General features: G+C 70.9%; 22 protein-coding genes and 2 pseudogenes. 8 read left to right on the forward strand and 16 right to left on the reverse strand.

The genetic code is table 11. From position 1 onward, the window contains the following. Positions 1–110 precede the first annotated feature (110 nt). Positions 111–320, reverse strand: a complete 210-nt coding sequence (locus PV350_RS00745) for a hypothetical protein (RefSeq protein ID WP_499509753.1) — start codon at positions 318–320, stop codon at positions 111–113. Positions 321–888: 568 nt separating this feature from the next. On the opposite strand from PV350_RS00745, the gene PV350_RS00750 reads away from it, so the two are divergent. Next, positions 889–4,269, forward strand: coding sequence for a S8 family peptidase (locus PV350_RS00750; RefSeq protein WP_500332495.1), 3,381 nt, complete (start codon positions 889–891; stop codon positions 4,267–4,269). A 66-nt stretch (positions 4,270–4,335) separates the two neighbouring features. Here PV350_RS00750 and PV350_RS00755 read toward each other — a convergent pair whose 3' ends face one another. Together PV350_RS00755 and PV350_RS00760 are read right to left on the reverse strand one after the other, a co-directional pair. Further along, the gene (locus tag PV350_RS00755; protein WP_499509755.1) at positions 4,336–5,178 is read right to left on the reverse strand and encodes an SDR family NAD(P)-dependent oxidoreductase; all 843 of its coding nucleotides are present in this window, start codon (positions 5,176–5,178) and stop codon (positions 4,336–4,338) included. A 57-nt stretch (positions 5,179–5,235) separates the two neighbouring features. Next, positions 5,236–5,463 carry a hypothetical protein gene (locus tag PV350_RS00760; protein WP_499509756.1) on the reverse strand — a complete coding sequence of 76 codons (228 nt, stop codon included), beginning with the start codon at positions 5,461–5,463 and terminating at the stop codon, positions 5,236–5,238. A gap of 105 nt (positions 5,464–5,568) precedes the next feature. On the opposite strand from PV350_RS00760, the pseudogene PV350_RS00765 reads away from it, so the two are divergent. Together PV350_RS00765 and PV350_RS00770 are read left to right on the forward strand one after the other, a co-directional pair. Then, positions 5,569–5,694: pseudogene (locus PV350_RS00765) on the forward strand (Fe-Mn family superoxide dismutase); the annotation flags it as partial. Between the two features lie 98 nt (positions 5,695–5,792). Further along, on the forward strand, positions 5,793–6,272 hold the full coding sequence (locus PV350_RS00770; RefSeq protein ID WP_500332496.1) for a GNAT family N-acetyltransferase: 480 nt from the start codon (positions 5,793–5,795) through the stop codon (positions 6,270–6,272). Positions 6,273–6,300: 28 nt separating this feature from the next. Here PV350_RS00770 and PV350_RS00775 read toward each other — a convergent pair whose 3' ends face one another. The 5 genes from PV350_RS00775 to PV350_RS00795 all read right to left on the reverse strand — a co-directional run bounded on the left by PV350_RS00775 (position 6,301) and on the right by PV350_RS00795 (position 11,946). Further along, positions 6,301–8,613: an FdhF/YdeP family oxidoreductase gene (locus tag PV350_RS00775; RefSeq protein WP_499509758.1), complete on the reverse strand. Its 2,313-nt coding sequence runs from the start codon at positions 8,611–8,613 to the stop codon at positions 6,301–6,303. 35 nt (positions 8,614–8,648) lie between these two features. Next, a complete protein-coding gene (locus PV350_RS00780; protein ID WP_499509759.1) occupies positions 8,649–9,167 on the reverse strand; it encodes an SRPBCC family protein in 519 nt (172 codons plus the stop codon). Between the two features lie 215 nt (positions 9,168–9,382). Beyond that, positions 9,383–10,876: a PepSY-associated TM helix domain-containing protein gene (locus tag PV350_RS00785; RefSeq protein ID WP_500332497.1), complete on the reverse strand. Its 1,494-nt coding sequence runs from the start codon at positions 10,874–10,876 to the stop codon at positions 9,383–9,385. A 199-nt stretch (positions 10,877–11,075) separates the two neighbouring features. Then, positions 11,076–11,687, reverse strand: coding sequence for a hypothetical protein (locus PV350_RS00790; RefSeq protein ID WP_500332498.1), 612 nt, complete (start codon positions 11,685–11,687; stop codon positions 11,076–11,078). A 91-nt stretch (positions 11,688–11,778) separates the two neighbouring features. Further along, a complete protein-coding gene (locus PV350_RS00795; protein WP_499509762.1) occupies positions 11,779–11,946 on the reverse strand; it encodes a GNAT family N-acetyltransferase in 168 nt (55 codons plus the stop codon). Positions 11,947–12,375: 429 nt separating this feature from the next. On the opposite strand from PV350_RS00795, the gene PV350_RS00800 reads away from it, so the two are divergent. After that, complete coding sequence (locus PV350_RS00800; RefSeq protein ID WP_500332499.1) at positions 12,376–13,383, forward strand: helix-turn-helix domain-containing protein; 1,008 nt, start codon at positions 12,376–12,378, stop codon at positions 13,381–13,383. Here PV350_RS00800 and PV350_RS00805 read toward each other — a convergent pair whose 3' ends face one another. Then, a complete protein-coding gene (locus tag PV350_RS00805) occupies positions 13,384–14,439 on the reverse strand; it encodes a PP2C family protein-serine/threonine phosphatase (RefSeq protein WP_500332500.1) in 1,056 nt (351 codons plus the stop codon). Positions 14,440–14,911: 472 nt separating this feature from the next. On the opposite strand from PV350_RS00805, the gene PV350_RS00810 reads away from it, so the two are divergent. Continuing rightward, complete coding sequence (locus PV350_RS00810; protein WP_500332526.1) at positions 14,912–15,745, forward strand: SigB/SigF/SigG family RNA polymerase sigma factor; 834 nt, start codon at positions 14,912–14,914, stop codon at positions 15,743–15,745. Positions 15,746–15,773: 28 nt separating this feature from the next. On the opposite strand, the gene PV350_RS00815 is transcribed toward PV350_RS00810, so the two are convergent. After that, positions 15,774–16,952, reverse strand: coding sequence for an SRPBCC family protein (locus PV350_RS00815; RefSeq protein ID WP_500332501.1), 1,179 nt, complete (start codon positions 16,950–16,952; stop codon positions 15,774–15,776). Between the two features lie 4 nt (positions 16,953–16,956). After that, positions 16,957–17,700, reverse strand: coding sequence for a histone protein (locus PV350_RS00820; RefSeq protein ID WP_500332502.1), 744 nt, complete (start codon positions 17,698–17,700; stop codon positions 16,957–16,959). Between the two features lie 452 nt (positions 17,701–18,152). Between PV350_RS00820 and trhA the strand changes: the two are divergent. From trhA to PV350_RS00835, 3 genes and pseudogenes are all read left to right on the forward strand, one after another. After that, positions 18,153–18,809 (forward strand): annotated as a pseudogene (gene trhA, locus PV350_RS00825) (PAQR family membrane homeostasis protein TrhA). Positions 18,810–19,062: 253 nt separating this feature from the next. After that, a complete protein-coding gene (locus PV350_RS00830) occupies positions 19,063–19,518 on the forward strand; it encodes an SRPBCC family protein (RefSeq protein ID WP_500332503.1) in 456 nt (151 codons plus the stop codon). 301 nt (positions 19,519–19,819) lie between these two features. Continuing rightward, a complete protein-coding gene (locus PV350_RS00835; protein WP_499509768.1) occupies positions 19,820–21,091 on the forward strand; it encodes a PP2C family protein-serine/threonine phosphatase in 1,272 nt (423 codons plus the stop codon). Positions 21,092–21,151: 60 nt separating this feature from the next. On the opposite strand, the gene PV350_RS00840 is transcribed toward PV350_RS00835, so the two are convergent. The 5 genes from PV350_RS00840 to PV350_RS00860 all read right to left on the reverse strand — a co-directional run bounded on the left by PV350_RS00840 (position 21,152) and on the right by PV350_RS00860 (position 23,716). Continuing rightward, positions 21,152–21,760: an Asp23/Gls24 family envelope stress response protein gene (locus PV350_RS00840; protein WP_499509769.1), complete on the reverse strand. Its 609-nt coding sequence runs from the start codon at positions 21,758–21,760 to the stop codon at positions 21,152–21,154. A gap of 19 nt (positions 21,761–21,779) precedes the next feature. Beyond that, the gene (locus PV350_RS00845) at positions 21,780–22,268 is read right to left on the reverse strand and encodes a DUF6286 domain-containing protein (RefSeq protein WP_500332504.1); all 489 of its coding nucleotides are present in this window, start codon (positions 22,266–22,268) and stop codon (positions 21,780–21,782) included. Between the two features lie 258 nt (positions 22,269–22,526). Beyond that, positions 22,527–22,940: an Asp23/Gls24 family envelope stress response protein gene (locus PV350_RS00850; protein ID WP_499509771.1), complete on the reverse strand. Its 414-nt coding sequence runs from the start codon at positions 22,938–22,940 to the stop codon at positions 22,527–22,529. After that, a complete protein-coding gene (locus PV350_RS00855) occupies positions 22,937–23,128 on the reverse strand; it encodes a hypothetical protein (protein ID WP_499509772.1) in 192 nt (63 codons plus the stop codon). Before PV350_RS00855 ends, PV350_RS00850 begins: the two co-directional genes overlap by 4 nt. 93 nt (positions 23,129–23,221) lie before the next feature. Then, a complete protein-coding gene (locus tag PV350_RS00860; RefSeq protein WP_499509773.1) occupies positions 23,222–23,716 on the reverse strand; it encodes an Asp23/Gls24 family envelope stress response protein in 495 nt (164 codons plus the stop codon). Positions 23,717–23,840: the final 124 nt, after the last annotated feature.

Genomic DNA, 23,840 nt, shown 5'->3' on the forward strand with positions numbered 1-23,840 from the left:
GCCGGTGTCGATCCCCCAGGTGACGCCAGGAAGAACGGACCTCAATCCGGCGACTCGGTCGGTTCGGAGGCCGTTGCCGCAGCGGTGTCGGCTGTCGCACCTCGTGGGCATCATGTACGACTCCGGGACGACGGCAACGCCAGGCCGCCGACGGCGGCCTCCCCGTCGATGCCGGGCACCGCCCCGTCGGCGTTCTCCCGGTCGGCGGTGAAGTAGCGGGGTGCGCAGCCGACGGAACCCGACTGGGCGGGGACGTAGAAAAGCCCAGCCGGGTCGGTTTCGGCGGGTTCGGGGTCTTCCCCGTACACGTACAGGCACATGGTGTTCCTCCTGGAGCGAGGCAGATACGCGACGCGGGCACGGGCCCGCGTCCGGCAATGAGGCTATGCCCGCAGGTCAGGCCACGATCTCGCTCCGCGGCAAACCCTGACGCCGCCCTGACGGTGGGGAGCCGCGCCCGGGCCTCCGCGAGCCCCCCAAGGCCCAGGCGCGGCGGAAGGGTCGGCGGCCTGCGGCAGGGTGCGCGGCAGATCGTGCGCACGGGCGGGACCGAGGGTGCGAGGAAACCGGTCCGGGGAGATCGGGAACCCGGCGGACGGGGTCGACAGGTAACAGGGGACCGCGACCAGTGCCCGGCCCGTATGGGGAGGAACCGATGAGAGCAGATCACTCCCGGCAGAGCCCGGCCGCGTGGGCGGGCTGACTCCCGTGATCTTCCCGGGCTCGGCGACGGTCTCCGCCGCGCCGGGGTCCGGCCGCGGCCACCTCTGCGTCCGTCTTCGGGTCCGGTGCTGGAAGGGGTGGCCCGCCCGACGACCCATCCCCTCCGCTTCCACCCCCTTCCACTGTCACCGGCCGCTTCGCCGTGCCCGGTAAGAAAGGCATGCCTTGACACACAAGAGACGAGCGCCGGTTGCGGCTTTCGCCCCGTTCGCCGCCAGCACCATCGCCGCGGCCCTGCTGAGCGGAACGGTCGGCGTCGTCCAGGCCGCGCCGGCCGATGGCGCGTCCCGTACCGGATCGCGTCCTGGGGCCGCGTTCGGCGCGGGTTCCGACGCCACACGGCGGACGGTCACCCTCGTCACCGGCGACAAGGTGACGCTGGACGCCACCGGCAAGGTCGTCGGCGTCACGGCCGCCGAGGGCCGGGAGGGCATGGCGTTCCGCATATCCCGCGCGGCCGGCGGTGACACCTACGCCGTGCCGCGCGACGCCGAACGGCTGATCGCGGACGGCACCGCCGACCGGCAACTGTTCGACGTGACACGGCTGGTGAGTTTCGGGTACGACGATTCCTCACGGCCCGACCTGCCGCTCATCGTCACCTACACCAAGGGCGGTCCCGTCGCGGCGCGTACGCTGTCGGACTCCGGCGCCCGCGTCACCCGCGACCTGCCCAGTATCAACGGCGACGCTCTGCGGGCCCGCAAGTCGGAGGCCGCGACGCTCTGGCGGACCCTCACCGGCGGTGGCGCGAGCGCCCGTTCGCCGGCCGCCGCCGCCACCTCGGCCCAGGTCGAGAAGATCTGGCTCGACGGCAAGGTCACGGCGACTCTGGACCGCAGCACGGCGCAGATCGGTGCTCCCGCTGCCTGGGCGGCCGGTTACGACGGCGCCGGTGTCACCGTCTCCGTGCTGGACACCGGTGTGGACGCCACGCACCCGGATCTGAGGGACCGCGTCGACGCACAGGTGAACTTCTCCGAGTCCCCGGACACTGCCGACCGCGTGGGCCACGGCACGCACGTGGCCTCGACCGTCGCGGGATCCGGGGCCCGGTCGGGTGGGAAGTACAAGGGCGTCGCGCCCGGCGCCCGCATCATCAGCGGCAAGGTCCTCGGCGACGACGGATCGGGCAGCCCCTCGGGCATCATCGCCGGCATGCAGTGGGCCGTCGCCCAGGGCGCGAAGGTGGTCAACCTCAGCCTCGGCAGCGACGACACCCCGGAGACCGACCCGGTCGAGCAGGCCGTGAACGAGCTGTCGGCGGACTCCGGCACCCTCTTCGTCATCGCCGCGGGCAACGGCGGCCCCGCCGCGGGCACGATCGGTTCCCCCGGCAGCGCCGCCGCCGCGCTCACCGTGGGCGCGGTGGACCGGGCGGACGCCATCGCGGAATTCTCCAGCCGGGGCCCGACCGCCGACGGCTCCCTCAAGCCCGACCTCACCGCCCCCGGCGTGGACATCGTCGCCGCGAAGGCCGCGGAGGGCGTGGAGGGCGACCCGGCAGCCGACGGCTACGTGTCGATGAGCGGTACGTCGATGGCCACCCCGCATGTGGCGGGCGCCGCCGCGATCCTGGCCCAGCAGCACCCGGACTGGACCGGCGAGCGGATCAAGGCCGTCCTCACCGGTTCCGCCGCGCCGACCCCGGACCTGGCCGCGTTCGCGCAGGGCACCGGCCGCACCGACATCGCGCGGGCGATACGTCAGCACGTGACCAGCAGCCCCACCTCGCTGGACTTCGGCACCGCACGGTGGCCGCACGCGGACGACGAGCCCGTCACCAAGAAGGTCACCTACCGCAACGACGGTGACCGCCCGGTCACCGTCGACCTGGCGACCGAGGCGTTCGGCGAGGACGGGAAGCCGGCCGCCGAGGGCATGTTCGACGTCTCGCCGAAGCGGCTCACGATCCCGGCGGTAGGCACCGCGACCGCCACGGTGACCGCCGACAGCCACGCGGGCACGGCCGACGGCACGTTCGGCGGCTCCGTGACGGCGACGGCCGGGGAGACCTCCGTGCGGACCGCCATCGGCGTGCACCGCGAGCAGGAGTCGTACAACCTCACGGTCAGGCACCTGGATCTGGGGGGCAGGCCCACCGGCGATTCCGCGACGGGCGTGTACGGCCTGGACAACGACATCTGGCGGGACTACTCCGACCCCACGGACGGGGAGTTCACCGTGCGGCTGCCCAAGGGCCGCTACTCGCTCGAGGGCCGCGTCTCCACCGGGGCGGACCCCGACGACGGGAAGCTGGCGCTGCTGCTGCACCCGAAGTTCCCGCTGACCCGGGACACCATCCTGGTCATGGACGCCCGCAAGGCCAGGCCCGTCCGGATCACCGTGCCCGACCGCGCGGCCGAGAACACCGACGCCACACTCAACTTCGGCGTCAGCGACAACGGATCCGGCTACACCTCCACCTACGACATGGGCAGCTTCGGCAATCTGCGCGTCGGGCAGCTCGGGGCCCCGCTTCCCGCAGGCGAGGCGTTCGCGCAGTACAACGGGACGTGGACCCACGGCACGGTGAACTACCGGCCGGCCTCGAACCGCACCGGCGACCTCTCCGGATTCACCGCGAAGCTGCGCCGCCAGGACTTCGCCAAGCTCGCGCTCACCCTCGGCGCGCCCGCCGCGGGCAAGACCGGCAGCCTCGTCGCCGCGCCCCTGACGCCGGGCGGCAACTGGTTCGACTTCCACCCGGAGGATGGCGCCCTGCCGCGCACCGTCACCGACTACGTCCTGCCGGGCGTGAAGTGGCAGTACGCCACCGGCCAGTACGGCGCTCCGGGTGCGGACGGCGAACCCGTGTGGGACGGCGGCCAGACCGTCACCCGGGCGAGGGCCTACGCCGCGGGCACGACGTACGCGCAGCGCTTCAACATCGGCGTCTTCGGCCCGCACCTGTACAGCGCAGGTGGGAAGGCGTCGGGTGCGGTCCGTCTCGGCGACGACTTCAGCGCCTACGTGCCGCTGTTCTCCGACGGCGCGGGCCATGTCGGCGTCTGCGACTACACCAAGGCCACGAGCGCGCTGTACGCGGACGGCACGCCGGTGTTCACCTCGGACACGCCCCTGGACGGCGACACGCACACCCTGCCCGCCGGGTCTCGGGCCTACCGGCTCACCACGGACGTCACCCGCGCCGCGTCGCTCTCCGCGGTCAGCACCCGGGTGACCGCGGAGTGGACCTTCCGCTCCGCCCACATCTCGGGCGACACCATGACGTGGCTGCCCCTGTCGGCGGTGCGCTTCACGCCCAAGCTCCAAGCGGCCAGCACGGCCAAGGCTGGCAGGGCCTTCACCGTCCCGTTCACGGTCGAGGGCGCGGCCACCGCCCGCACCGCCCGCAAGCTGGCGTTCTCGGTGTCCTACGACGGCGGCAGGAGCTGGAAGCCGGCCAAGGTCACCGACCGTGAGCGGCTCGAACTGCGCCACCCCGCCCGCCCGGGCACCGTCTCCCTGCGCGTCGTGCTCACCGACGCCGACGGCAACACCGCGCAGCAGACGATCTACCGCGCCTACCGCACCACCGCGTAGGCACTCCGCTCCACGCGCGGGCCCCGGGCCGACGGCCCGGGGCCCGTCCGCTCCCGACGTCCGGGGTTACGCGTCGACCGCGCGGGTCGTCCCGGCCCAGCTGTCCAGGTCGGCCAGGCGTGCGGTGAGGGCGGCGCGCATGGCGTCCGCGCCGAAGACGCCGAGGGCCAGTCGCAGGGGCGGGGCGTCGCTGTCCGCGGCTGCTCGGATGCCCGCGGCGATGCGCGCCGGTGACGCGTACGCGGACGCGGGCTGTGCGCCGATGGCCTTCTGGACCTCGCGGACGGTCTGGTCGTAGTCGTCGATGGCGGCCGCGACGTCGAGGTTGTCGAGGAAGGCCGTGGCGGTGGGACCGGGCTGGACCATGGTGACCTTGATGCCGAGCGGGGCGAGCTCGTCGGCGAGGGCGTCCGACAGACCTTCGACGGCGTACTTGGTCGCCGCCAGGAGACCGACGCCGGAGTGGGCGCACTGCCCGTAGAGCGAGGAACCCTGGAAGATGTGGCCGGAGCGCCGTGCGCGCAGCACGGGCAGGGTCGCGCGGAGCACGTTCAGGACCCCGAAGACGTTCGTGTCGAAGATGGCGCGGGCCTGCTCGTCCGTGGCCTCCTCGACTGCGCCGAAGAGGCCGTATCCCGCGTTGTTGGAGACCACGTCGATCCGGCCGAACCGGTCCACGGCCTGCTCCACCGCCCCCGTCACCGCTTCCTGGTCGCGCACGTCGGCGTCGATCAGGAGCAACCGCTCGGGGTGCGCCGCACGCAGGTCGTGCAGGGACGCGGTGCTGCGGGAGAGCGCGGCGACGTTCTCGCCGGCGTCGAGCGCCTGCGTGGTCAGCTCGCGGCCGATGCCGGAGGTGGCGCCGGTGATCAGCCAGGTACGCGACTGGGTCTGGGATGGCTGCGTCATGATTACGACCGTAATGCGCCGCTTCGTCTTCTTCGACCGCACCAGCCCCGACCGGCCTCACACACCGAAGGCGCCGCCCTCGACGAGGACGAGCGGCAGCAGGATGTGACCCCACCGGCTGAGTGCCTTCGCGATGACCGGGCGGGTGGCGAAGTGCCGGCCCGCGAAGCACCACACCGCCACCAACACCAGGAAGACGACGGCGTAGACGCTCATCCCACCCATGTCGTCGATGTTCGTGACGGCGAACAGCCCGGCTGCCTGCCCGACGACGCCCAGGTCCACGAATGCCCCTCCTGCTCGGTTGCCCGGCGACGATATCCGCCGCACGCCCGTGCCTGGGAACCCCTCGGCAAGCGGCGTCGAAGACCAGGAGGGGGGCGTGCCCTGGCCGACGCCTACTACCTCCAGTACAAGAACGTCCGCCCCGACTACGTCACCAAGCTCTGGGACCTCGTCAACTGGAACGACGTCATCGCCCGCTTCGAGACGGCGAAGGCCGCGTCCGGCGCCTGACGTGCGGCGCGCATCCGGCCTCGCCCGCGCGGCGGGCGGGGCCGTCCGCTCGACTTCCACCCTTTCCGTAACACCCCAACCCTGTGTACGGTTCTTACATGTCGCGTGTGCAGCAAGCCATGGAACGGGACGTTCCGGAACTCGTACGTCTTCGGTCCCTCCTGTTCGAGACCCTCGGGGGCGACTTCTTCAACCCCGCGTCAGGCGACGGCGACTGGCGGGCCGCCCTTGCCTCGGTCCTGAGGGAACAGATCGCGGCGGAGACCGTGCGGATCCTCGTCGTCCCCGGCCCCACAGGCCTCGCGGCCTGCGGCATCGGCACCATCGAGCAGCGCCTGCCCGGACCGCACCTGCGCAACGGCCGTATCGGGCACGTCATCGGCGTGGTCACCGACCCCGCTCACCGGCGACGCGGCCACAGCCGGGCCATCATGCGGGATCTGCTCGACTGGTTCGGGGAACGCGACGTCGCCCGCGTGGACCTGTACGCGTCCGAGGACGGTGAACCGCTCTACCGGGCCCTGGGCTTCACCGACCACCCCGACCCCTCGCTCTACTGGCGCCCGGCCGGCGTGTAGGAGCCGTACGCCCCCGCTGGCGCTTCACTCACAGCGGCGAGGCGTCCGGGCGGGTACCCGAGGGTTCCAGCCGGACGACGATGCCCTTCGAGGTCGGCTGGTTGCTGGTCTCGGCCACGCTCTCCAGCGGCACCAGGACCTGGGTCTCGGGGTAGTACGCGGCGGCGCAGCCCAGCGCGGTCGGGTAGGGGACCACCTCGAAGCCCTCCGCACGGCGCTCCACGTCATCGTTCCACACGCTCACCAGGTCCACCGACTGTCCTTCGCGAAGCCCGAGTTCGGTCAGGTCCGCGGGGTTGACCAGCACGACGCGGCGGCTGCCGTGGATGCCCCGGTACCGGTCGTTGTTGGTGTACGGGATGGTGTTCCACTGGTCGTGGGAGCGCAGGGTCTGCAGCAGCAGGTGCCCGTCCGGGGCCCGCGGCATGGCCCAGGCGTTGCTGGTGAACATGGCCTTGCCGGTGGCGGTGGCGAAGACGCCCTCGTTGACGGGGTTCGGCAGCCTGATGCCGCCCGGCCGGACGACTCGCCGGTTGAAGTCGTGCAGCCCCGGCAGGATGTGCGCGATGCGGTGGCGGATCGTGCCGTAGTCGGTCTCGAACTGCTTCCACGGGATGCCGGTCCTGCCGTCGAGGGTGTGCCGGGCGAGCCGGCACAGGATGGCGATCTCGCTGAGCAGCAGTTTGGAGGCCGGTTCGAGTCGTCCTCGGGAGGTGTGCACCTCGCTCATCGAGTTCTCGACGGTGACGAACTGCTCGCCGCAGGGCTGGACGTCCCGTTCGGTGCGGCCCAGGGTCGGCAGGATGAGTGCCGTCCGTCCGCAGACCGCGTGCGACCTGTTGAGCTTGGTGGAGATGTGGGCGGTCAGGCGGCATCGCCGCATGGCCTCCTCGGTGACCGCGCTGTCGGGCGCGGCCCGGACGAAGTTGCCCGCGAGGGCGAGGAAGACCTTGATGCGGCCCTCCCGCATGGCCTTGATCGAGTTCACGGAGTCCAGACCGTGGGCGCGTGGCGGGTCGAAGCCGAACTCCCGCTGCAGCGCGTCCAGGAAGGAGTCCGGCATCTGCTCCCAGATGCCCATCGTGCGGTCGCCCTGGACGTTGCTGTGTCCGCGCACAGGGCAGGCGCCGGCCCCGGCCCTGCCGAGGTTGCCTCGCAGCAGCAGGAAGTTGACGATCTCCCGGATGGTGGGGACGGCGTGTTGATGCTGCGTCACGCCCATGGCCCAGCAGACGATGACGCGCTCGCTGCGCAGGACGTCGTCCCGTACGTCCTCGATCTCCTCGCGGGTCAGTCCCGTCGCGGGGAGGACCTGTTCCCAGCCGATGCCGCGGGCGTGCTGCGCGAACTCCTCGAAACCGCTGGTGCTGGAGCGGATGAAGTCATGGTCGAGCACGGTGCCCGGCCGGGCGTCCTCGGCCTCCAGCAGCAGCCTGTTGAGGCCCTGGAACAGCGCGAGGTCGCCGCCGCTGCGGATGTGCAGGAACCGGTCGGCGATCTGGGTGCCGTGTCCGACGATCCCGCGCGGCTTCTGCGGGTTCTTGAACCGCAGCAACCCGGCTTCCGGGAGCGTGTTCACCGCGATGATGCGGGCGCCGTTGCGCTTGGCCTCCTCCAGGGCGGACAGCTGCCGCGGATGGTTCGTACCCGGATTCTGGCCCACCAGGAAGATCAGGTCGGCGTGGTGGAGGTCGTCCAGGCTGACCGTTCCCTTGCCGGTGCCGAGGGTCTCGTGCAGGGCGGTGCCGCTGGACTCGTGGCACATGTTGCTGCAGTCGGGCAGGTTGTTGGTGCCGAACGCCCTGGCGAAGAGCTGCAGGACGAAGGCGGCCTCGTTGCTGGCCCGGCCCGAGGTGTAGAAGACCGCCTCGTCGGGTGAGTCGAGCGAGTTCAGCTCCGCGGCGACCAGCTCGAAGGCGTCGCGCCAGCTGATCGGTTCGTAGTGGTCGGAGTCGGGCCGCTTGACCAGCGGTTCGACGAGCCGGCCCTGCTGGTTCAGCCACAGGTCCGACCCCCGTCCCAGCTCGGAGACCGAGTGCCGCCGGAAGAACTCGACGGGGATGCGCCGCGTCGTGGCCTCATCGTTGATGTGCTTGGCACCGTTCTCGCAGTACTCGTTGCGGTGCCGGTGGCCGGGAGCGGGATCCGCCCAGGCGCAGCCGGGGCAGTCGATGCCGTCCACCTGGTTCATGGTCAGCAGCGTCACTCCGGTGCGCGCGACCGAGGTCTCCTCGAGGGAGTACTCCAGCGCGTGCCGTACGGCGGGGACTCCCGCGGCCCATTCCTTGGGCGGAGTCACACCGAGCGCTTCGTCCGGCTCTTCCCGGGGGGCCTTCTTCATGACGTGCGTCCCTCGTTCCCTCGTCCGCGGATCGCTCATCCGACCGGCCAGCGCGGGACCCGGCTCCGTGGCGGTTCCGGCTCCAGCGGCTGCACGTGTCCGTTGTGGATGGACGCCCGCCAGGCCCCGCTCTCCTCGCCGATGCCCTCGATGTACTCCTTGAAGTTGCGCAGCTCGGCGCGGACGACGCGGCGCGTGACGCCGAGGGCACTCGTGACGGTGTCCGCGAAACCGCGGCGTGTGGCCTCGATGCGTACGGTCACCTCGGTGCGGTCCGGCGCCGCGGGGCGGAACGAGACCGTGCCCCGGTGGTAGGGGCTGCGTTCCAGGCTCTGCCAGACGAGGTGGGAGTCCGGTTGCTGCTCGACGATCTCCGCCTTGAACTCCCGGTGCAACGGGCCGATCCCGATGACCCAGTGGGTGACCGAGGGGTTGATCTGCTCGACCCTCTTCACCGCGGACATGAACCGCGGAAAGCTCTTGAACTGGGTCCATTGGTTGTACGCGGTACGTACCGGGACCGCGATCTCGACCACTTCTTCGACGGTCGTCATGGCCCACCTTCTTCAGGCGCCGCTCTCTCCAGTGTCACCGCCCGGCCGGGACGTCGCATGTGGGTGAGCGCGGTGAGGGGACGCTGCGCCCGGCTCCCGTCACGTTCGGTGGCGGCCGCGTCTCCGGCGCTGCCCCACACGACGCAACTGCCTCCGGTCCGGCACAGTGGGCGCGCCGGACCGGAGGCAGTTGACGTTGCGTCTCCCCTTCGACGCTAGGCGGTGCGGTTCCGCCGGACGAACCCGACCGCCGTGTCGACGACGAGGAATCCGAGCAGCGTGACGCCCAGGAGTGGCAGGGCCCAGCCGAGAGCGGCGACGGCCGGGACGCCGATGATCAGCACCGGCGGGGGCAGCTGCCGCCAGGTCCCCCGTGCCGGGGCCTTGCCGAGTGCCGCCGTGCGGTCGCCACGCGTGGGCCGGCGCTGCCACCACATCCGGTAGCCCCACACGATGACGGCGATCAGGCCGAGCGCGATCAGGGCCAGCAGGATCTGGTTGACGATGCCGAACAGCAGGCCCATGTGGCCCTGGACGCCGAGCTTGCTGAGCTTGGCCAGGACCGGGTAGTCGGCCCACCTGCTCTCCGAGGTGACCTCGCCCTTGGCGGCGTCGACGGCGACCTGGTCGTAGTGGACCGGCCAGAGGTCGTCGTCCTGCGCCACGGTCCAGGCGGCCGCGTCGTCCGTGGGCGGCGTCAGCTCCACCCGGCCGCCCAGCCCGGCGTCGCGGGCCACCCCGAGGACCGCGTCGAAGTCGGCGGGGTCCGCCGACGCCGCGCCCTGGTCCGTGCCGTGTCCGGCGTGCCCCGCGTGCTCGCCCTCCGTCGCCTCGGCTCCGCCGGGCAGCGAGGTGACCAGCTCGGGGGCGTGTCCCTTGGCCGCGTCCAGCAGCTGCCCGAACCGGTCACCGGCGTAGTGGGACCAGGTCAGACCGGTGGCGCTGAGAGCGAGCAGGCCGACGGCGATCCAGACGCCCGTGGCCGCGTGCCAGCTGCGGGTACGCCGTACGCCCCGGGCGGAGCGGTCGGGCAGCAGCGCACCGCGCGCCGACGTGGCACGCTGCCCGCGGGCGCGCCCCAGCCACAGGACGAGGCCCCCTGCCACGATCACCCACAGCCAGCTCGCGGCGACCTCCGAGTACAGACGCCCGGTCTCACCGAGGTGCAGGTTGCGGTGCAGGTCGTCCAGCCAGGTGGTCAGCGGCGTCGAGCCGTACCACGTGGTCAGCTCACCCCTGACCTCGGCCGTGTACGGGTCCACGAACACCGTGCGCTGGTTCTCGCCCAGCTCCGGCAGCGACAGCACCACCCGCGTGGTCTCCTCCGGGCCGGACGGAGTGATCACCGAGGACAGCGTGCCCTCCGGGTGGGCCGCCCGGGCGGCGGCGATCTGCTCCGCCAGGGGGCGCGGTTCGTCGCCGGCCTTCGCCACGCTGAGCTGGTCGCCGTAGACGAGCTGGTCGAGCTGGGGCGTGAAGGTGTAGGCCAGCCCCGTCAGGGCGGCCACGAGCAGGAAGGGGGCGACGAACACCCCCGCGTAGAAGTGCAGCCGTACGAGCAGCGCCCGGACGCCCTTCCACGAACGGCCGGGTTGTACGGGACCGGTCCCCGAGGTGGGCCGCGGTACGGCGGGGCCGTCGGCCTCCGCGACGGCCACCGCGGCTCCGTCGCGGTCGTCTCTTGGCGTTTGTTCCTGTGTCGAAGTCATGCGTGCATCCCCAATCGGCGCCCGGCGCGCTGGGCGCGGGCGCTCGTGAAGTCGACGATTCGGTCCGCCTTCACGGCGGTACGGCGTGACGGGCCCGCCGTTCCGGCACCGGGCGCGCGTGGATGCGCCGGGCGGACGGTGTACGTGGGCACGCCGGACTGCGTCCGTCACCACGACGGGGCGTGACGGACGGTCAGGATCAGATCGCCGGCTGCGGGGGGCCGCGCCGTGTGACGCTGTGCCACAGGGTCGCCTGGTGGTCCAGGCGTGGGGGGACGTGGAAGGACGCAGGCGTCGCGGGGGCGGGTGAGGTGACGACGGCTCGGACGTGCGAGGCCCGGCGCAGTGGAGCGAAGACGAAAGCGGCCAGGGATCGGCCGAGTTGGAAGGCCGCGGCCTCACCGCGCCACAACCACAGCCCGCACAGGACCGCGGCCAGGGCGTGGGCGGAGACCATGCCGGTGGACCAGCCGCCCATGGCGGCGGTGCTCATGGGCATCGCGGCCGCAGCGGCCGAAGACCGGTGGCCGGCCGTCATATCGGCGGGGGCGGCCGCAAAGGCCTGGGCGAGGCTGAACCAGCCGTGCAGGGCGAACTGGGCCCCCACGGTCGCCACCATGACCGCCGGGGCACCGCGCTCACGGCGACCCGCCAGCCACCACGCCCCGGCGGTGGTGGCGGCGAACCCGTACCCCACCGCCCAACCGGGAACCGCCCGCGACATCAGGGCGTGTCCGAGACCCGTCACCGCCACGCACACGGCCGCGAACACCGCGGCACGCGCGAGGCGGAAGGCGGGCCCGGATGTCATGGGCAGCAATGATGCCATTGACCACCCGAATGAGGGATGGGGCACGCGGAAGCACCGACGGCGCACGAGGGCCTGTGCTGGCTACGCGCCGTCAGGCTCCGTGGACGCTCCCCCAGTCCATCGCCGCCCACCACAGCGCGCGGCCGTAGCCCCGACCGCGGTGCCCGCGCCGGACCCCGTAGTGCTGGGGCATGAGCCGGCGGGCGCCGATGACACCCGCGACGTGCCCCTCGTGGACGACGACGAGGACCCGTCCCACGGAGCCACGAGCACCGGCCGAGCCCTTCCCAGCGGAAGGGCCCGCACCGCACCCTGCTTCGTGGGGACGGGAGGTCGGCCCCGGCGCGACTTGCTCCGGCGCGGCCCGGCGACATGCGGGCGGCCCGCCGGGTACCGGCGGGCCGCTCCATCCCCACAACCTGGCGGCAGGCGCTCTCCGCCCGATCGCGCCCATGACCTCCCCGCAGGTTGATGCAATAACCCTACATATTGCTTGACGCGGCAAGCAAGTCGCCCGAGGGATCACAAGAGCGTGCCCTGCGGACAAACCGCAGTATTTTCTCGATTCGGCCCATATCCGGGTGAAACGATTTAGCATGCCCCTGTTGGAGCTGGCGGCAGCCTCGGGCACGTCACCGAAAGTGCCCGGGCCGTCATCAGATTTTGCTTTCGCTGACGCGGTGACATCGTGAACCAGGCATTTCGCACGAACATCCTTCCGCCCCACGAGAAGGCGGAGTACTGGACGGACGCAGTCCACCAGGCAGTCACCAGGCTTGAGATCCGGCCTCCAGAGGACGGCACGTTGTGCGGGTCCCTGTGGTTGGCCTCGGTCGGTGCCATCCATGTGGGCCACGTCGAGGCAAGCCCTCAACGGATGGCCCGGACCAGAGGGATCATCGCCAACGACACCGGCAACGCGCTCATCGTGAGCCTGCAGGAAGCAGGCAGCAGCGTCGTGGCGCAGGACGGACGCGAGACCCTCCTCACCCCCGGGGAACTGGTCCTGCTCGACTCCCGGCGACCCTTCTTCAGGGACTTTCCCGGCAGCTTCCGTCAGAACATCGCCTCCATCCCACTCGAGATGCTGGACCTTCCCGATGCGCATCTGGCCCGCGTCACCGGGCAGGCGTATCACCCCACCCACTACATCGGCGGAATCCTCGCCGCGTACGTGACCAGGCTCGCCGCGGCGGCGGAGTCCGAGACCTGCCTGGCAGGAGCGCAGCAGCACCTGGAGCGGGGGATGCTCGACGTGCTGACCGCGCTGGTGGCACACGACGGCCGACTCAACGCGGACGTCACGCCCACCGCCGAGGAGACGATGCGGCTGCTCGTGCGCGACTACATCAAGGCCCACCTCGGCCGACCGGAACTCTCTCCGGCCGTGATCGCGGCCGCGCACCACATCTCCGTGCGCTATCTGCACAAGTTGTTCCAGGGCGAGGACATGACCGTCAGCCGATGGATCCACCACCAGCGGCTGGAAGCCTGCCGCGAGGATCTCGCACGTCCTGACCTGGCCGGGTTGACGGTGGCGACGATTGCGCAGCGATGGGGTTTCGCCAGTCCCGCGCACTTCAGCCGGACCTTTCGTGCCGCCTACGGCATCTCCCCGGCCGCGTGGCGCCGCATGGCCCTCGCCGACCTTCCCTGGCACGCTCGACCGGCGGCTACGACGAGGCGCCGTTCGTGATCAGCGCCGCCGCATGGACCTGACGCCTTCCGACGGGTCGGGGTCCGCCGGGCAGGGAAGGACCGCGCCGCCCCCCTCTCCGTGGCGGGCCAGCGCGATCATCGCGAGATCGTCGGCCGGCAGGGCACCGCAATGAGCGACGATGTCCTCGAGGATCTCCGCCAGGACGTTGTGCAGGCGCTCATGACAGAAACGGTGCTGGTCATGCCACGTCCACGAGGTGGCGCGTTCCAGGAGCGGGAAGGAGATCCCGCTGCAGTCACGGGCCTCGATGAGACCGTCGGTGTACAGCAACAGCGTGTCTTGGGGGCCGAGTTCGAAGGCGTTCTCATGGGCGCGGATGTCGCACAGCGGGCTGAGCCCGAGCGGCGGGCAGGGCGTGCCGGGCAGCAGGACCAGTTCTCCCGGGCGTGCCCGCACCGGGGGCGGATGGCCGAAGTTGACCATGCGGGCGCCGGGCTCACCGTCCGGCACCTCCAGGATCAGTGCCGTCGCGAAGCGTTCGTCCGCGTCGCAGCGTGCGTCGTCGTCCGCGTCGGCCAGGTACCGCAGGAAACTCTCCTCCAGGCGGGTGGACAGCTCGACCAGGGAGACCGGCTGCGGCGCCCATTCGCGAAAGGCTCCGAGGATGGCGATGACGTCGAGGAACGAGGGCAGTCCTCTCCCCCGGACGTCGCCGATGATGATGCGGGTCGCCGCGTCGGCCCGGGCGACCGCGTAGAGGTCCCCGCCCACCCGGACTTGTCCGCCGCAGGCGCGGTAGACGGAAGCGACATCGAGGCCGCCGACGCGCGAGGGAAGCGGTCGCAGCAGCACATCCTGCACGGCGTCGGAGACGGCGAGGGCACTGGCCACCCGCCGGCGGTACAGCCGGAGCAGCCTGCCGCATGCCACGGCCGCCGCCGGTGCCGCAACCAGCTGCAGGAGACGGCAGGCGGTCCTCACCCGACCGCGCAAGGGAACGGCCGCGCAGATCGTGAGTACCCCCAGCAATGCCCCCGCGATGGGTACGAGCCGTACCACTGGCATCTCGTCGAATTGCTCGAGATCGGTCATGCCGCACCTCTCCTTTCCCATGCGCCCGCCCTGTTGGTGGGAGGCTGCGGCGGCCGCCGGGGCGGACGCTCATCGGGGGTCCGGTGGTCGTCGCGCCACGACCGTAGGCGAGGCAGAGCGGCGAAGCTTGCGCGGCGGCGCATGAGATCTTGACCATGCACGCAGCATCCAGAGGGTGGCGCCTCGAAGGCGGCCCGCGACTCGTGCAGGAAAGACGTCGCCGACGGCAGGCCGGGAGCGACAGGCGGTGCTGAGGCCTCGTCACGCGATGCTCGTACTGCTGCACACGCTGCTGTGGCGCGAGGCCGGTTGGCCGATCCCCCCGCCCGCCTGCACCCCATGGGCGCGCGGGTGGATCGACCACGGCGAAATAGGCGACTGGCCATCTATTTCACCCAAGGGGTTCAAGGGTGATGACGTGACGGTATCCACGCGGCAGTCCACGGACGTCATCGAGCCCCCTGTGGGATCGATGCCCACACGGGCCCTCCAGGACGCGGGTCTGCCGTGGATCGAGGACGCCGGCCACATCGCGCCGAAGGATGCCCGCCAGTTGTCGAAGCTGTTCTTCGACCGGCTGCAGAGCATTGAAGAGGGCACAGCCGAGTACAGCTACGCGCGCAACACGCTGATCGAGATGAACGTGTCCCTGGTCCACTTCGCTGCCTGTCGATTCCGCAGCCGCGGTCCCGAGGAGCAGGAGGACATCCTGCAGGTCGGCACCATTGGCCTGATCAAGGCCATCGACCGGTTCGACCTGAGCCGCGAGGTCGAGTTCACGACCTTCGCCGTTCCCTACATCGTCGGAGAGATGAAGCGGTTCTTCCGCGACACCTCCTGGGCCGTGCACGTGCCGCGACGCCTGCAGGAGTTGCGGGTGGAGCTGGCCAAGGCTCGTGACCACCTCACTGCGGTCCTCGACGCCCCGCCCAGTGTCGCGGAACTGCCGGCGTACCTGGAGATCGGCGAGGAGGAGGTCATCGAGGGTATGGTCGCCGCCAACGGCTACAGCGCCGGTTCCCTCGATCTGCCCACTGACGAGGAGGGTGAGGGTGGCATCCGCTCCTACGCCGACACGATAGGTGCCTGCGATCCGGCGATCGAGAAGGTCGAAGACCTGCGGGCGCTCGCCCCCATGCTGGACCAGTTGGGTGAGCGCGAACGTGTCCTCTTGCAGATGCGGTTCGGCCGGGAGTTGACCCAGTCCCCGATCGGCGTCGAACTCGGGCTCTCCCAGATGCACGTGTCCCGGCTGCTCTCGCGGCTGCTGTCCAAGCTCCGTGCGGAGATGCTCACCGACTCCTGAGCCCGCGTCCTCCTGGGGGGGTGACTGATCATCGCCGCCTGCGGCCGCCACGTGCCCGCCCGGAGGAGCGATCAGGACTCTGCTCTTCGTCCTCTTCTTCCTCGCCCTCCTCTGCTTCGTCCTCGGGGTACTCGTCCTCCTCTTCCTCTTCGTCTTCCTCTTCGTCGCCCTCCTCTTCGTCCTCGGGGTACTCGCCCTCCTCTTCCTCTTCGTCTTCCTCTTCGTCGCCCTCCTCTTCGTCCTCGGCGTACTCGCCCTCCTCTTCCTCTTCGTCCTCGGGGTACTCGCCCTCCTCTTCCTCTTCCTCCCCCTCTTCGCCCTCGGGGTACTCGTCCTCGCCTTCGTACTCGTCAGGCTCCTCCGCGCCTTCCTCTTCGGCGGCCTGCTCTTCTTCCTCGATGGCTTCCTCGTGCGTCCGGACCACTTCGCCGTCGCGGATCTCGCCGCGCCAGCCGTCCGCTTCCTCGTCGGTAAGGGTCACGTAACGCTGGAAGTGCTTGAAGTCCAGGCGCAGACGACGCCCTTGCGCGCGCCAGACGTTTCCGGTCTTCTCGAAGAGGCCAGAGGGGTAGTACTCGACCACGAGCACGATGCGGGTGAGGCTGGGTGCCAATTCGTGGAAGCTCACGCAACCGCGCGTGGTGCCCTTGGCACCCTCCGAGGTCCAGACGATGCGTTCGTCCGGCACCTGCTCCTGCGTCGTGGCCTTCCACCCGCGGGTCGACGGACCCACCTTGACCTTCCAGTCGCTGTCCGCCTCCTTGCCCCGTGACGCGCTGCGGACGCCCTTGGTGAAGCTGCTGAACTTCTCGTACTGAGTCCAGTGGTCGTAGGCGAAGCGCAACGGCACGCCCACGTCCAGTACTTCAATGATGTTCATGACCTTGGGCGTACCGGACTTACGGCCCTTGCCCCCTCCGCCGCCGAACACCCCCTTGACCTTGTCGACGACGTTGTCCTTGATGCTCTTCGCCTTCTCACCGATCAGAGCCTTCACCGGTGAGTCCCCTTGGAGCATTCGCAGGCCCGCCTTGGGGAGCACGCCGCCCCCGTCAGCCACACCCTGGAGCCCGCTGGTGACGTCGCCGAGTTTGTCCGTGGCCTTGTCCGCCAGATTCTGTACCTGGGCCCCCAGGAAGCTCGTGAACGCGCCGCGCAACTGGTCGAGCCCCGAGCCCTGTTCGCCTTCGCGTGTCGTGCCGGCCATGGGCCTACCTCCGCCGTGTGGATGCCTTCTTCGCCGCCGTCTTCTTCGCCGCCGTCCTCTTGGCCGGAGCGGAGGCCTTCTTCGCAGCTGCCGTCTTCTTCGCGGGAGCGGAGGACTTCTTCGCCGCCGTCGTCTTCTTCGCGGGCGCCGTCTTCTTCCCTGTTGTCTTCCTGGCCGGCGCCTTGTGGGGAGCCGTCTTGGCGGGGCGGCGGGTTCCACCACCACCGCGAGCACCCTCATCCCGGCCCGCGTCCTTGCGAGCTGGCCGGCGGCGCCTGGGCTCGGGCTTCTCCGGCTCCTCCTCTTCCGTCTCTGCCTCACCCTCGGATGTCTCCTCCTCTTCTTCTTCCTCCTCCTCGGGCTCCTCCTCGGGCTCCTCCTCTTCCTCCTCGTATTCGTCCTCGGGCTCCTCCTCTTCCGGCTCCTCTTCCTTGCGCTTGCCTATGCGCTCAGTACGTGCTTGCAGGGAGTCGGCCAGCGCCGAGAGCTTGCGGTCGGCAACCGCGCCCATCGCCTGGCGGCCGGCTTTCAAAGCCTCACCGCGTAGCTGCTCGCTGAGTTCTTCGAATTGAGGAAGTTCACGCAGCCTCTTGACCCCTTCCGTCAGCAGCTGTTGGGGTTCGAGGCCGACCCGCCGTCCGGCCAGGTAGGTCGCGATGCCGAAGGCCAGCCGCCCCTTCTTGGTCCGGCCGAGGATGTAACCTCCGGCGACCGCGACAGCAAGAGCGACTTTGGGTACGTCGTTCATCGAGTTTCCCTTCGAGAGGGTTACCGAGCTGGTGTTCCGGCTGGCGCCCGCCGTCGCCGGGAACGGGGGCTCGCTCGTCAGGGCGAAGCGTCCGCACGGGGTGGCGCGCAGTGGCCGCGCTGCTCGCTCCGCTATCTCCAGTCTGGGTTGTGACGTCAGCAGGCGCATGCGGAGGGCGGAACGCCATGGAGAATGGCGGCCACCCGATCCGCGCCTCCGCGGTCCGTGAGTCGCCTTGCCACCTCATGCGCCGACGTGGGCGGGCTCCTAGCATGGGATGTATGTGCGCAGATGACGTCCAGCGGCCTCTGATGCAGCCGGACTTCACAGCCCACGCCGTACCCACCAGCGCAGTTCCTGGTCACAGGGCAAAGGGGACGCGCCAGCGAGCGGTCGGTCTCGCCGAGGCGCCCGGACGCGGAGCCGCGGGGGCCGCCCACCAGGTCGGCGAGATGGCGGAGGCGGCCGCCGGGGCCATGGAACCGCTGAAACCGAGACTCCGTGGCTGGTTGCACGCCGGTATGTTTCCGGCCTCACTCATCGCGGGCATCGCGCTGATCTGCCTTGCACGCACAACTCTGACGACGCTCGCCTGTGGGATCTACTCCGCCTCCGCGTGGCTGCTGTTCGGCACCAGCGCGCTCTACCACCGCGGCACCTGGCGTCCTCGCGGGGAGGCGGTCCTGCGCCGACTGGACCACGCCAACATCTTCGTCATCATCGCCGGCACCTACACACCCCTGACCGTGGTCCTTCTTCCCCAGCACAGACGAGCCGTCCTGCTGGGACTCATGTGGGCCGGCGCGCTCGCCGGAGTCGCCTTCCGGGTGCTGTGGGTGGGGGCACCCCGCTGGCTGTCCACCCCCTGCTACCTTGCGCTCGGCTGATCCGGCGCTTTCCTCCTACCGGACTTCCTGCGCGTCGGCGGGCCCGTGGTCGTGGTCCTGATCGTCACCGGCGGAGTTCTCTACACCGCAGGCGCAGTGGTGTACGCGACGAAGCGACCCGACCCCTCGCCGCGCTGGTTCGGGTTCCACGAGGTGTTCCACACCTTCACCCTGGCTGCTTTCACGACCCACTACGCGGCGATCGCCCTGACCGCCGTCTGACCGGCATGTGACCTGCGGTTCCTGGCATGCGCAGCGGGGTCCGTGGAGCGTAGCGTGGGAAGTGTCCGCCCGGCCGGCCGTGTGAATACCCCCACGAGGCCCGGGCCCCGACCGGGCGGGCCCAGGCTGTCCACAGCGTCGATCCCTTCCGGCAGCCGCAGCCGGGGGCCCGGCAGCAAGGGGACGTACGCCTTCACGCAGGAGTGGATTCCGGCCTCTGATCAGCAGTGACAAGCCTATACGGGAGGAGTTCATGGCCGTACAGCACCGTTTGGTGGGCGGATCCCCAGAGGAGGTGTGGGCCGCCCTCGCCGACGGCTCGCGCTACGGCGAGTGGGTCCTCGGCCCCTCGCATTCCCAACAGAGCGACGACCGGTGGCCGCACGTCGGGTCCTCCATCGAGTACAGCGTGAACGTGGGACCCCTGGTCGCAAAGGGGCAGACGGTCGTCCGCGTCTGCCGGCCGCCCCGGCAACTGGAACTGGAGGCCGAGGCCGGATGGCTCGGCACCGCGCGCATCGCGATCGAGCTCCGTCCATGGGGCGAGGACACCCTGATCATCCTCGACGAACATCCGCTGCGGGGCCCTGGCGGCCTTCTCCACAACGCGGCGCTTGACGCATTGATCCAGCTCCGCCACCGCAGCATGCTCGGCAGGCTGGCCGACGCCGTGGAGAACGACGTCCGCGAGCGGGAGAAGGCGAGCTGACCCGCGGTCGCGTGCGCGTGCCGGCGCTGACGGTGCTCCGAGGCCTCCCTGTTCGCAGCGAGGACACGAGCCTCCATGGTGGTCCCATGGACGGCAGCACCGCCGCCCCACACCGGCGATCGTCCTCCTTGTCCCCGGCGCCGGACCGCTGGTGGCTACGGTGGTCGTGTGACCGTCCAGTCGATGACGGTGTGCGATCGATCCAACACTTTCTGACGTACCGGAGGCGGTCGTGGGGGCACGGAGACGTTTGCATGAGGGCCTCGCGATCCCAGGCGAGACGCGGCCCGACGGCCTGCCCGTGGCACTTTCCGACCGACGGCGGCTGGCCGCGGTGGAGGCGACCGGGTTGCTGGACACCGGCCCCGAGGCGGCATTCGACGACCTGGCCCAGCTCGCGGCCTCGGTGACCGGCTGCGGGCGGGCATTCATCACCCTGGTCGACGAGCGTCGTTCGTTCTGGAAGTCCTGCGTCGGGGTGGACGCCGGGGAGGTGGCCGAGCGGCAGATCCCCGTCCAGGAGAGTTTCTGCCTCTTTGTGGTCGGCCGGCACGGGGAGCCGTTCGTGGTCGCGGACGCCGCTGCCGACCCCCGCACGAGCGGCCATCCCGCGGTCACCCGGATGAAGATCGGAGCCTGGGCCGGGTACCCGATCCTCGCCCCGGGCGGGGAGGTGCTGGGCAGCATGAGCGTGGTGGATGAGAATCCGCACGCCTGGCAGCCCCAGGAACTGGCCGAACTGGCCACGATCGCCCGCGCGGCCAGCAACGAGATCAACCTGCGCACCTCGCTGGCCGTTGCCCAGGACGCCCTGGAGACCGCAAGCACGCTGGCCCGCAGCCTCCAGGACAGCCTGCTGCCCCCGGTACTGCAGAAGGTCCCCGGCCTGGAGACGGCCGCCTCGTACTTGCCGGCGGCCGGTGGCAGCGCCGTGGTGGGCGACTTCTACGACCTTTTCCGGGCCAAGGGGCCTTGGTGGTGCACCGTGATGGGCGACGTGTGCGGGAAGGGCACCGAAGCGGCCAAGGTCACCGCCCTGGCCCGCTACACCCTGCGCGCCGAGGCCACCCAGCACAAGTCCCCCGCCTCAGTGCTCGATCACCTCAACTCCGCCCTCATGGAGCAGCGCAAGGGAGAGCGGTTCCTGACCGCCGTCTATGCCACTTTCCGCACCACACCCGTGGGAATCGCGGGGCGGCTGTGCACCGCTGGACACCCCCCGGCCCTGATCCGCAGGGCCAACGGCCGCATCCAGGAAGTCGGACGGTCCGGAAGCCTGCTGGGCATCCTCGCCGACGTCAGGCTGACCGACGTCCCGTTCCGGCTGGCCCCGGGCGACGCCCTGCTGCTCTACACCGACGGCGCCACCGAGGCCCGGGCCCGTCGCACCGCATCTTCCGGCGCCCGGCCGCAGTTCGGCGAGGAAGCACTGGCCGCCGCTTTCGCCGGCTGCCGAGGAATGGATGCGCGGGGCATCGTCACCCACCTCGGCGACCTCATCGCCGAGCACACGGGTGACTGGGCCAGCGACGACACCGCCCTCCTCGCCCTGCGCGTCCCCCCGCGTCCCTGACGGGGCGTGGGACAGAGCGGGCGGCCTTGCCGGTGTCCCAGCGCGCCCGATCCGGGCGCCCTATTCGACGCGGCGCGCTTTGTGCCTGCCGACGTCGAAGCACGCCCGGGTGGGCAGTTCGGTCAACCCGGTGCTCTCGCGCGCGTGCGCGACCGGACCGTGACACAGCGCCTGCAGGACCGGGGCGGGTGCGGCGTGATCCGTCAGCGTGACGGCCACGTCGAGCCGGGGGTGCGCCGGGCGTCCGGTCATGTGGGCGCCCGCCCGCCCGACGCCGGGCAGAGCGCTTGCTTCGGCGGCCACGGCGTCGCTGAGGGCGCGGCCGCGCAGTTCGACACCATCGGGCGGAGGCGTTCCGCCCAGGTGCACCGAGCCGGGACGTTGGCGGCGGAACTGGGCGAGCAGCCACAGGAGGGCCAGCACGGTCGCCAGGGTGAGGCCGGCGATGACGGCGGGCCACCACCACCAGCCCTGGTCGCTCCACCGGATCCGGTCGGCGTTGCTGAGCAGGACGTCATTGTGCGTGGTCAGCGGCCAGCCGGCGGGCGCAGCCACGTGAATCCGACGGTAGAGGTCGAGAGCCGCGGTGAGGATCAGCAGCCCGCCACCCAGCAGCACCAGGCCGCTGATGGCCAGGAGGAGGCGGTTGAGTGTGGATCGGCCGTTCATGGCGCGCTCCCGGGCGGGGTCAACGGGTGTGGTGTCGTAGGCGGACCGTCAGCCGTGGGGCATGTGCCAGAGCGAGCTGGCGGCACTGGTCCTGCAAGGCCTGGGTGAGGTCGTCGCGGACGGTCGCCGGGTCGCGGAAGCGGACGTCCGCTCGGGCGATGACGCGGCGGCGTCCGACCCGGACCCGGGCTCGGGCTATGCCCGGGACCCGCATCGCGGCGTCGCGCAGCACCAGTTCGGCTCCCCGACGGTCCAGCCAGGCCCGCAGTCCGGTACAGCCGTCGGGGGCCCGCAGCGGCAACTGCCGGCGCAGGCCTGGGGTGAGCGCGAGGACGAGCAGCCACAGGCCGAGGAGGACGGCGACGCAGGCGCCGAGCAGCAGCCACAGATCGTCGACCGGGCGGCTGGCCAACTCGTCGGCGAGGCGGGTGCGCCACGCCCCGGCGCGCTGCCCGGCACGCACGGCGATCACGTCGTACAGCACCACCCCGAAGGCGCAGGCTGCCACCAGAGCCACCACGGTGGCCGGGATGCGGCGTGCCGACCACAGGCGAGGTGACCTCGCCCCACGGCTGTCGCGCGCCGGCGACCTCGCCGCCGGAGCACGGATGCCGGGTCGGCCCGGGTCTGCGGCTCTTTCGGTCTTGGGCCGCGGTGCATGGCGGCCGGGAGGTGCGATACCGGAGGGGAGAGTCATGGGGGGCTCCTCGGTCTGTGCGTGCGTGACGATGGCTGGTTCCGTCCGGCGCCGCCGAGGCGCCGGGGGTCACTGAACGCGGTCCGGGCCGCCGACGGTCGCCAGGCGCCGGATCGTCAGCGTGACGTCGCGGACGTCCAGCCCGGTCAGTTGGGCCACCCGTTCGGCGACCTCGCGCTGCAGTTGCCGGCAGGTGACGGCGATGTCAGCGGGGTACGGAAGGTCCACCGACAACGCCAGTTGTGCCGTCCCGCCGTACGTGGTCACGCGAGCCCCCGGTACGGCCAGATCCGTGCGCGGCTGCCTCGGGCCGACGAGTCGGCGCAGCGCCGTGCCGGCGACCCGGACGGCGATGCGGGCCACGACCCGGTCGGGTATCACCGTCGCGCCACGCGCGGCAGGCGGCACGCGGCCGTGGACGTCTTCCGCAGGCTCGCCGGGGGGACGGCCGGACGAACCGGCGGCACGGGTGCTGGTGTTCACCGTGGCCGCCGGGCGGACACGTCCCGCTGCCGCCGGGTGAACACGTCGGCGTCACCCTGCAGGACGAGACCGACGCCCAACCCCACGGCGCCCAGGACCGCTACCAGGAGGAAGGCCCAGAACCCGCCGAAGAAGCCCGCGAATCCCAGTGCCATTCCGGCTGCCAGACCCACTGTCGCTGTATTCATGATTCACTCACCTGTCCCGCGCCGGCGTGTGCCGCCGCCTCGGGCGCGCTTCGTGCCGCGTGGGTGGACCCGCTGACGGCCCACTGACGGAGTTCATCGGACACGGCCCTCGCCCGGCTCGGTTTCGTCTTCCTCTTCCTCGTCGGGCAGCTTCACGTCGTCGACGACGAGGTTCACCTCGACGACCTCAAGGCCGGTCATGCGTTCCACGGCGGAGATGACGCTGACGCGGACCTCTGCTGCCACATCGGGGATGGCGTAGCCGTACTCGACGACGACGTCGAGGTCCAGCGCGGCCTGGCTCTCGCCCACCTCGACCTTCACCCCGCGGCTTACGCTTGCGGTCCCGCCGCCGGGGACGCGTTCGCGCATGGCGCCCATGGCCCGGGCCATGCCCGCACCGAGGTTGTGGATCCCGGGGACCTCGCGAGCGGCAGTTCCCGCGATCTTGGCCACGACGCCGTCGGCGATGGTGGTCTGGCCCCGCGTTTCGGGGGAGGTGTTCGCGCCGGTCGGCCCCTTGAGCATCGTCCCGGTCCCGGCGGAGCCGTCCTGTCCGGTGAAGGGACGGTCGGTGGTGTCCGTCATGGCAGTCGCCTCGATCAGTTGCTGCGGGCACCGGTACGGCGCCCGTCACAGGTTTGGACACATCCGGGAGGCAATTCGTCATGCATATTCGCGAACCGGCATCACATGCCTGAAGCCGGGCACG

The sequence above is a fragment of the Streptomyces sp. PA03-6a genome (assembly GCF_033792765.1).
GTDB lineage: Bacteria > Actinomycetota > Actinomycetes > Streptomycetales > Streptomycetaceae > Actinacidiphila.

Excerpts from the sequence above, each read along its gene's own strand:
- PV350_RS00745 (WP_499509753.1), bottom strand. The coding sequence starts at position 320 with ATGTGCCTGTACGTGTACGGGGAAGACCCCGAACCCGCCGAAACCGAC.
- PV350_RS00755 (WP_499509755.1), bottom strand. The coding sequence starts at position 5,178 with ATGACGCAGCCATCCCAGACCCAGTCGCGTACCTGGCTGATCACCGGC.
- PV350_RS00770 (WP_500332496.1), top strand. The coding sequence starts at position 5,793 with ATGTCGCGTGTGCAGCAAGCCATGGAACGGGACGTTCCGGAACTCGTA.
- PV350_RS00775 (WP_499509758.1), bottom strand. The coding sequence starts at position 8,613 with ATGAAGAAGGCCCCCCGGGAAGAGCCGGACGAAGCGCTCGGTGTGACT.
- PV350_RS00780 (WP_499509759.1), bottom strand. The coding sequence starts at position 9,167 with ATGACGACCGTCGAAGAAGTGGTCGAGATCGCGGTCCCGGTACGTACC.
- PV350_RS00785 (WP_500332497.1), bottom strand. The coding sequence starts at position 10,876 with ATGACTTCGACACAGGAACAAACGCCAAGAGACGACCGCGACGGAGCC.
- PV350_RS00790 (WP_500332498.1), bottom strand. The coding sequence starts at position 11,687 with ATGACATCCGGGCCCGCCTTCCGCCTCGCGCGTGCCGCGGTGTTCGCG.
- PV350_RS00805 (WP_500332500.1), bottom strand. The coding sequence starts at position 14,439 with ATGACCGATCTCGAGCAATTCGACGAGATGCCAGTGGTACGGCTCGTA.
- PV350_RS00810 (WP_500332526.1), top strand. The coding sequence starts at position 14,912 with ATGCCCACACGGGCCCTCCAGGACGCGGGTCTGCCGTGGATCGAGGAC.
- PV350_RS00815 (WP_500332501.1), bottom strand. The coding sequence starts at position 16,952 with ATGGCCGGCACGACACGCGAAGGCGAACAGGGCTCGGGGCTCGACCAG.
- PV350_RS00820 (WP_500332502.1), bottom strand. The coding sequence starts at position 17,700 with ATGAACGACGTACCCAAAGTCGCTCTTGCTGTCGCGGTCGCCGGAGGT.
- PV350_RS00830 (WP_500332503.1), top strand. The coding sequence starts at position 19,063 with ATGGCCGTACAGCACCGTTTGGTGGGCGGATCCCCAGAGGAGGTGTGG.
- PV350_RS00840 (WP_499509769.1), bottom strand. The coding sequence starts at position 21,760 with ATGAACGGCCGATCCACACTCAACCGCCTCCTCCTGGCCATCAGCGGC.
- PV350_RS00855 (WP_499509772.1), bottom strand. The coding sequence starts at position 23,128 with ATGAATACAGCGACAGTGGGTCTGGCAGCCGGAATGGCACTGGGATTC.
- PV350_RS00860 (WP_499509773.1), bottom strand. The coding sequence starts at position 23,716 with ATGACGGACACCACCGACCGTCCCTTCACCGGACAGGACGGCTCCGCC.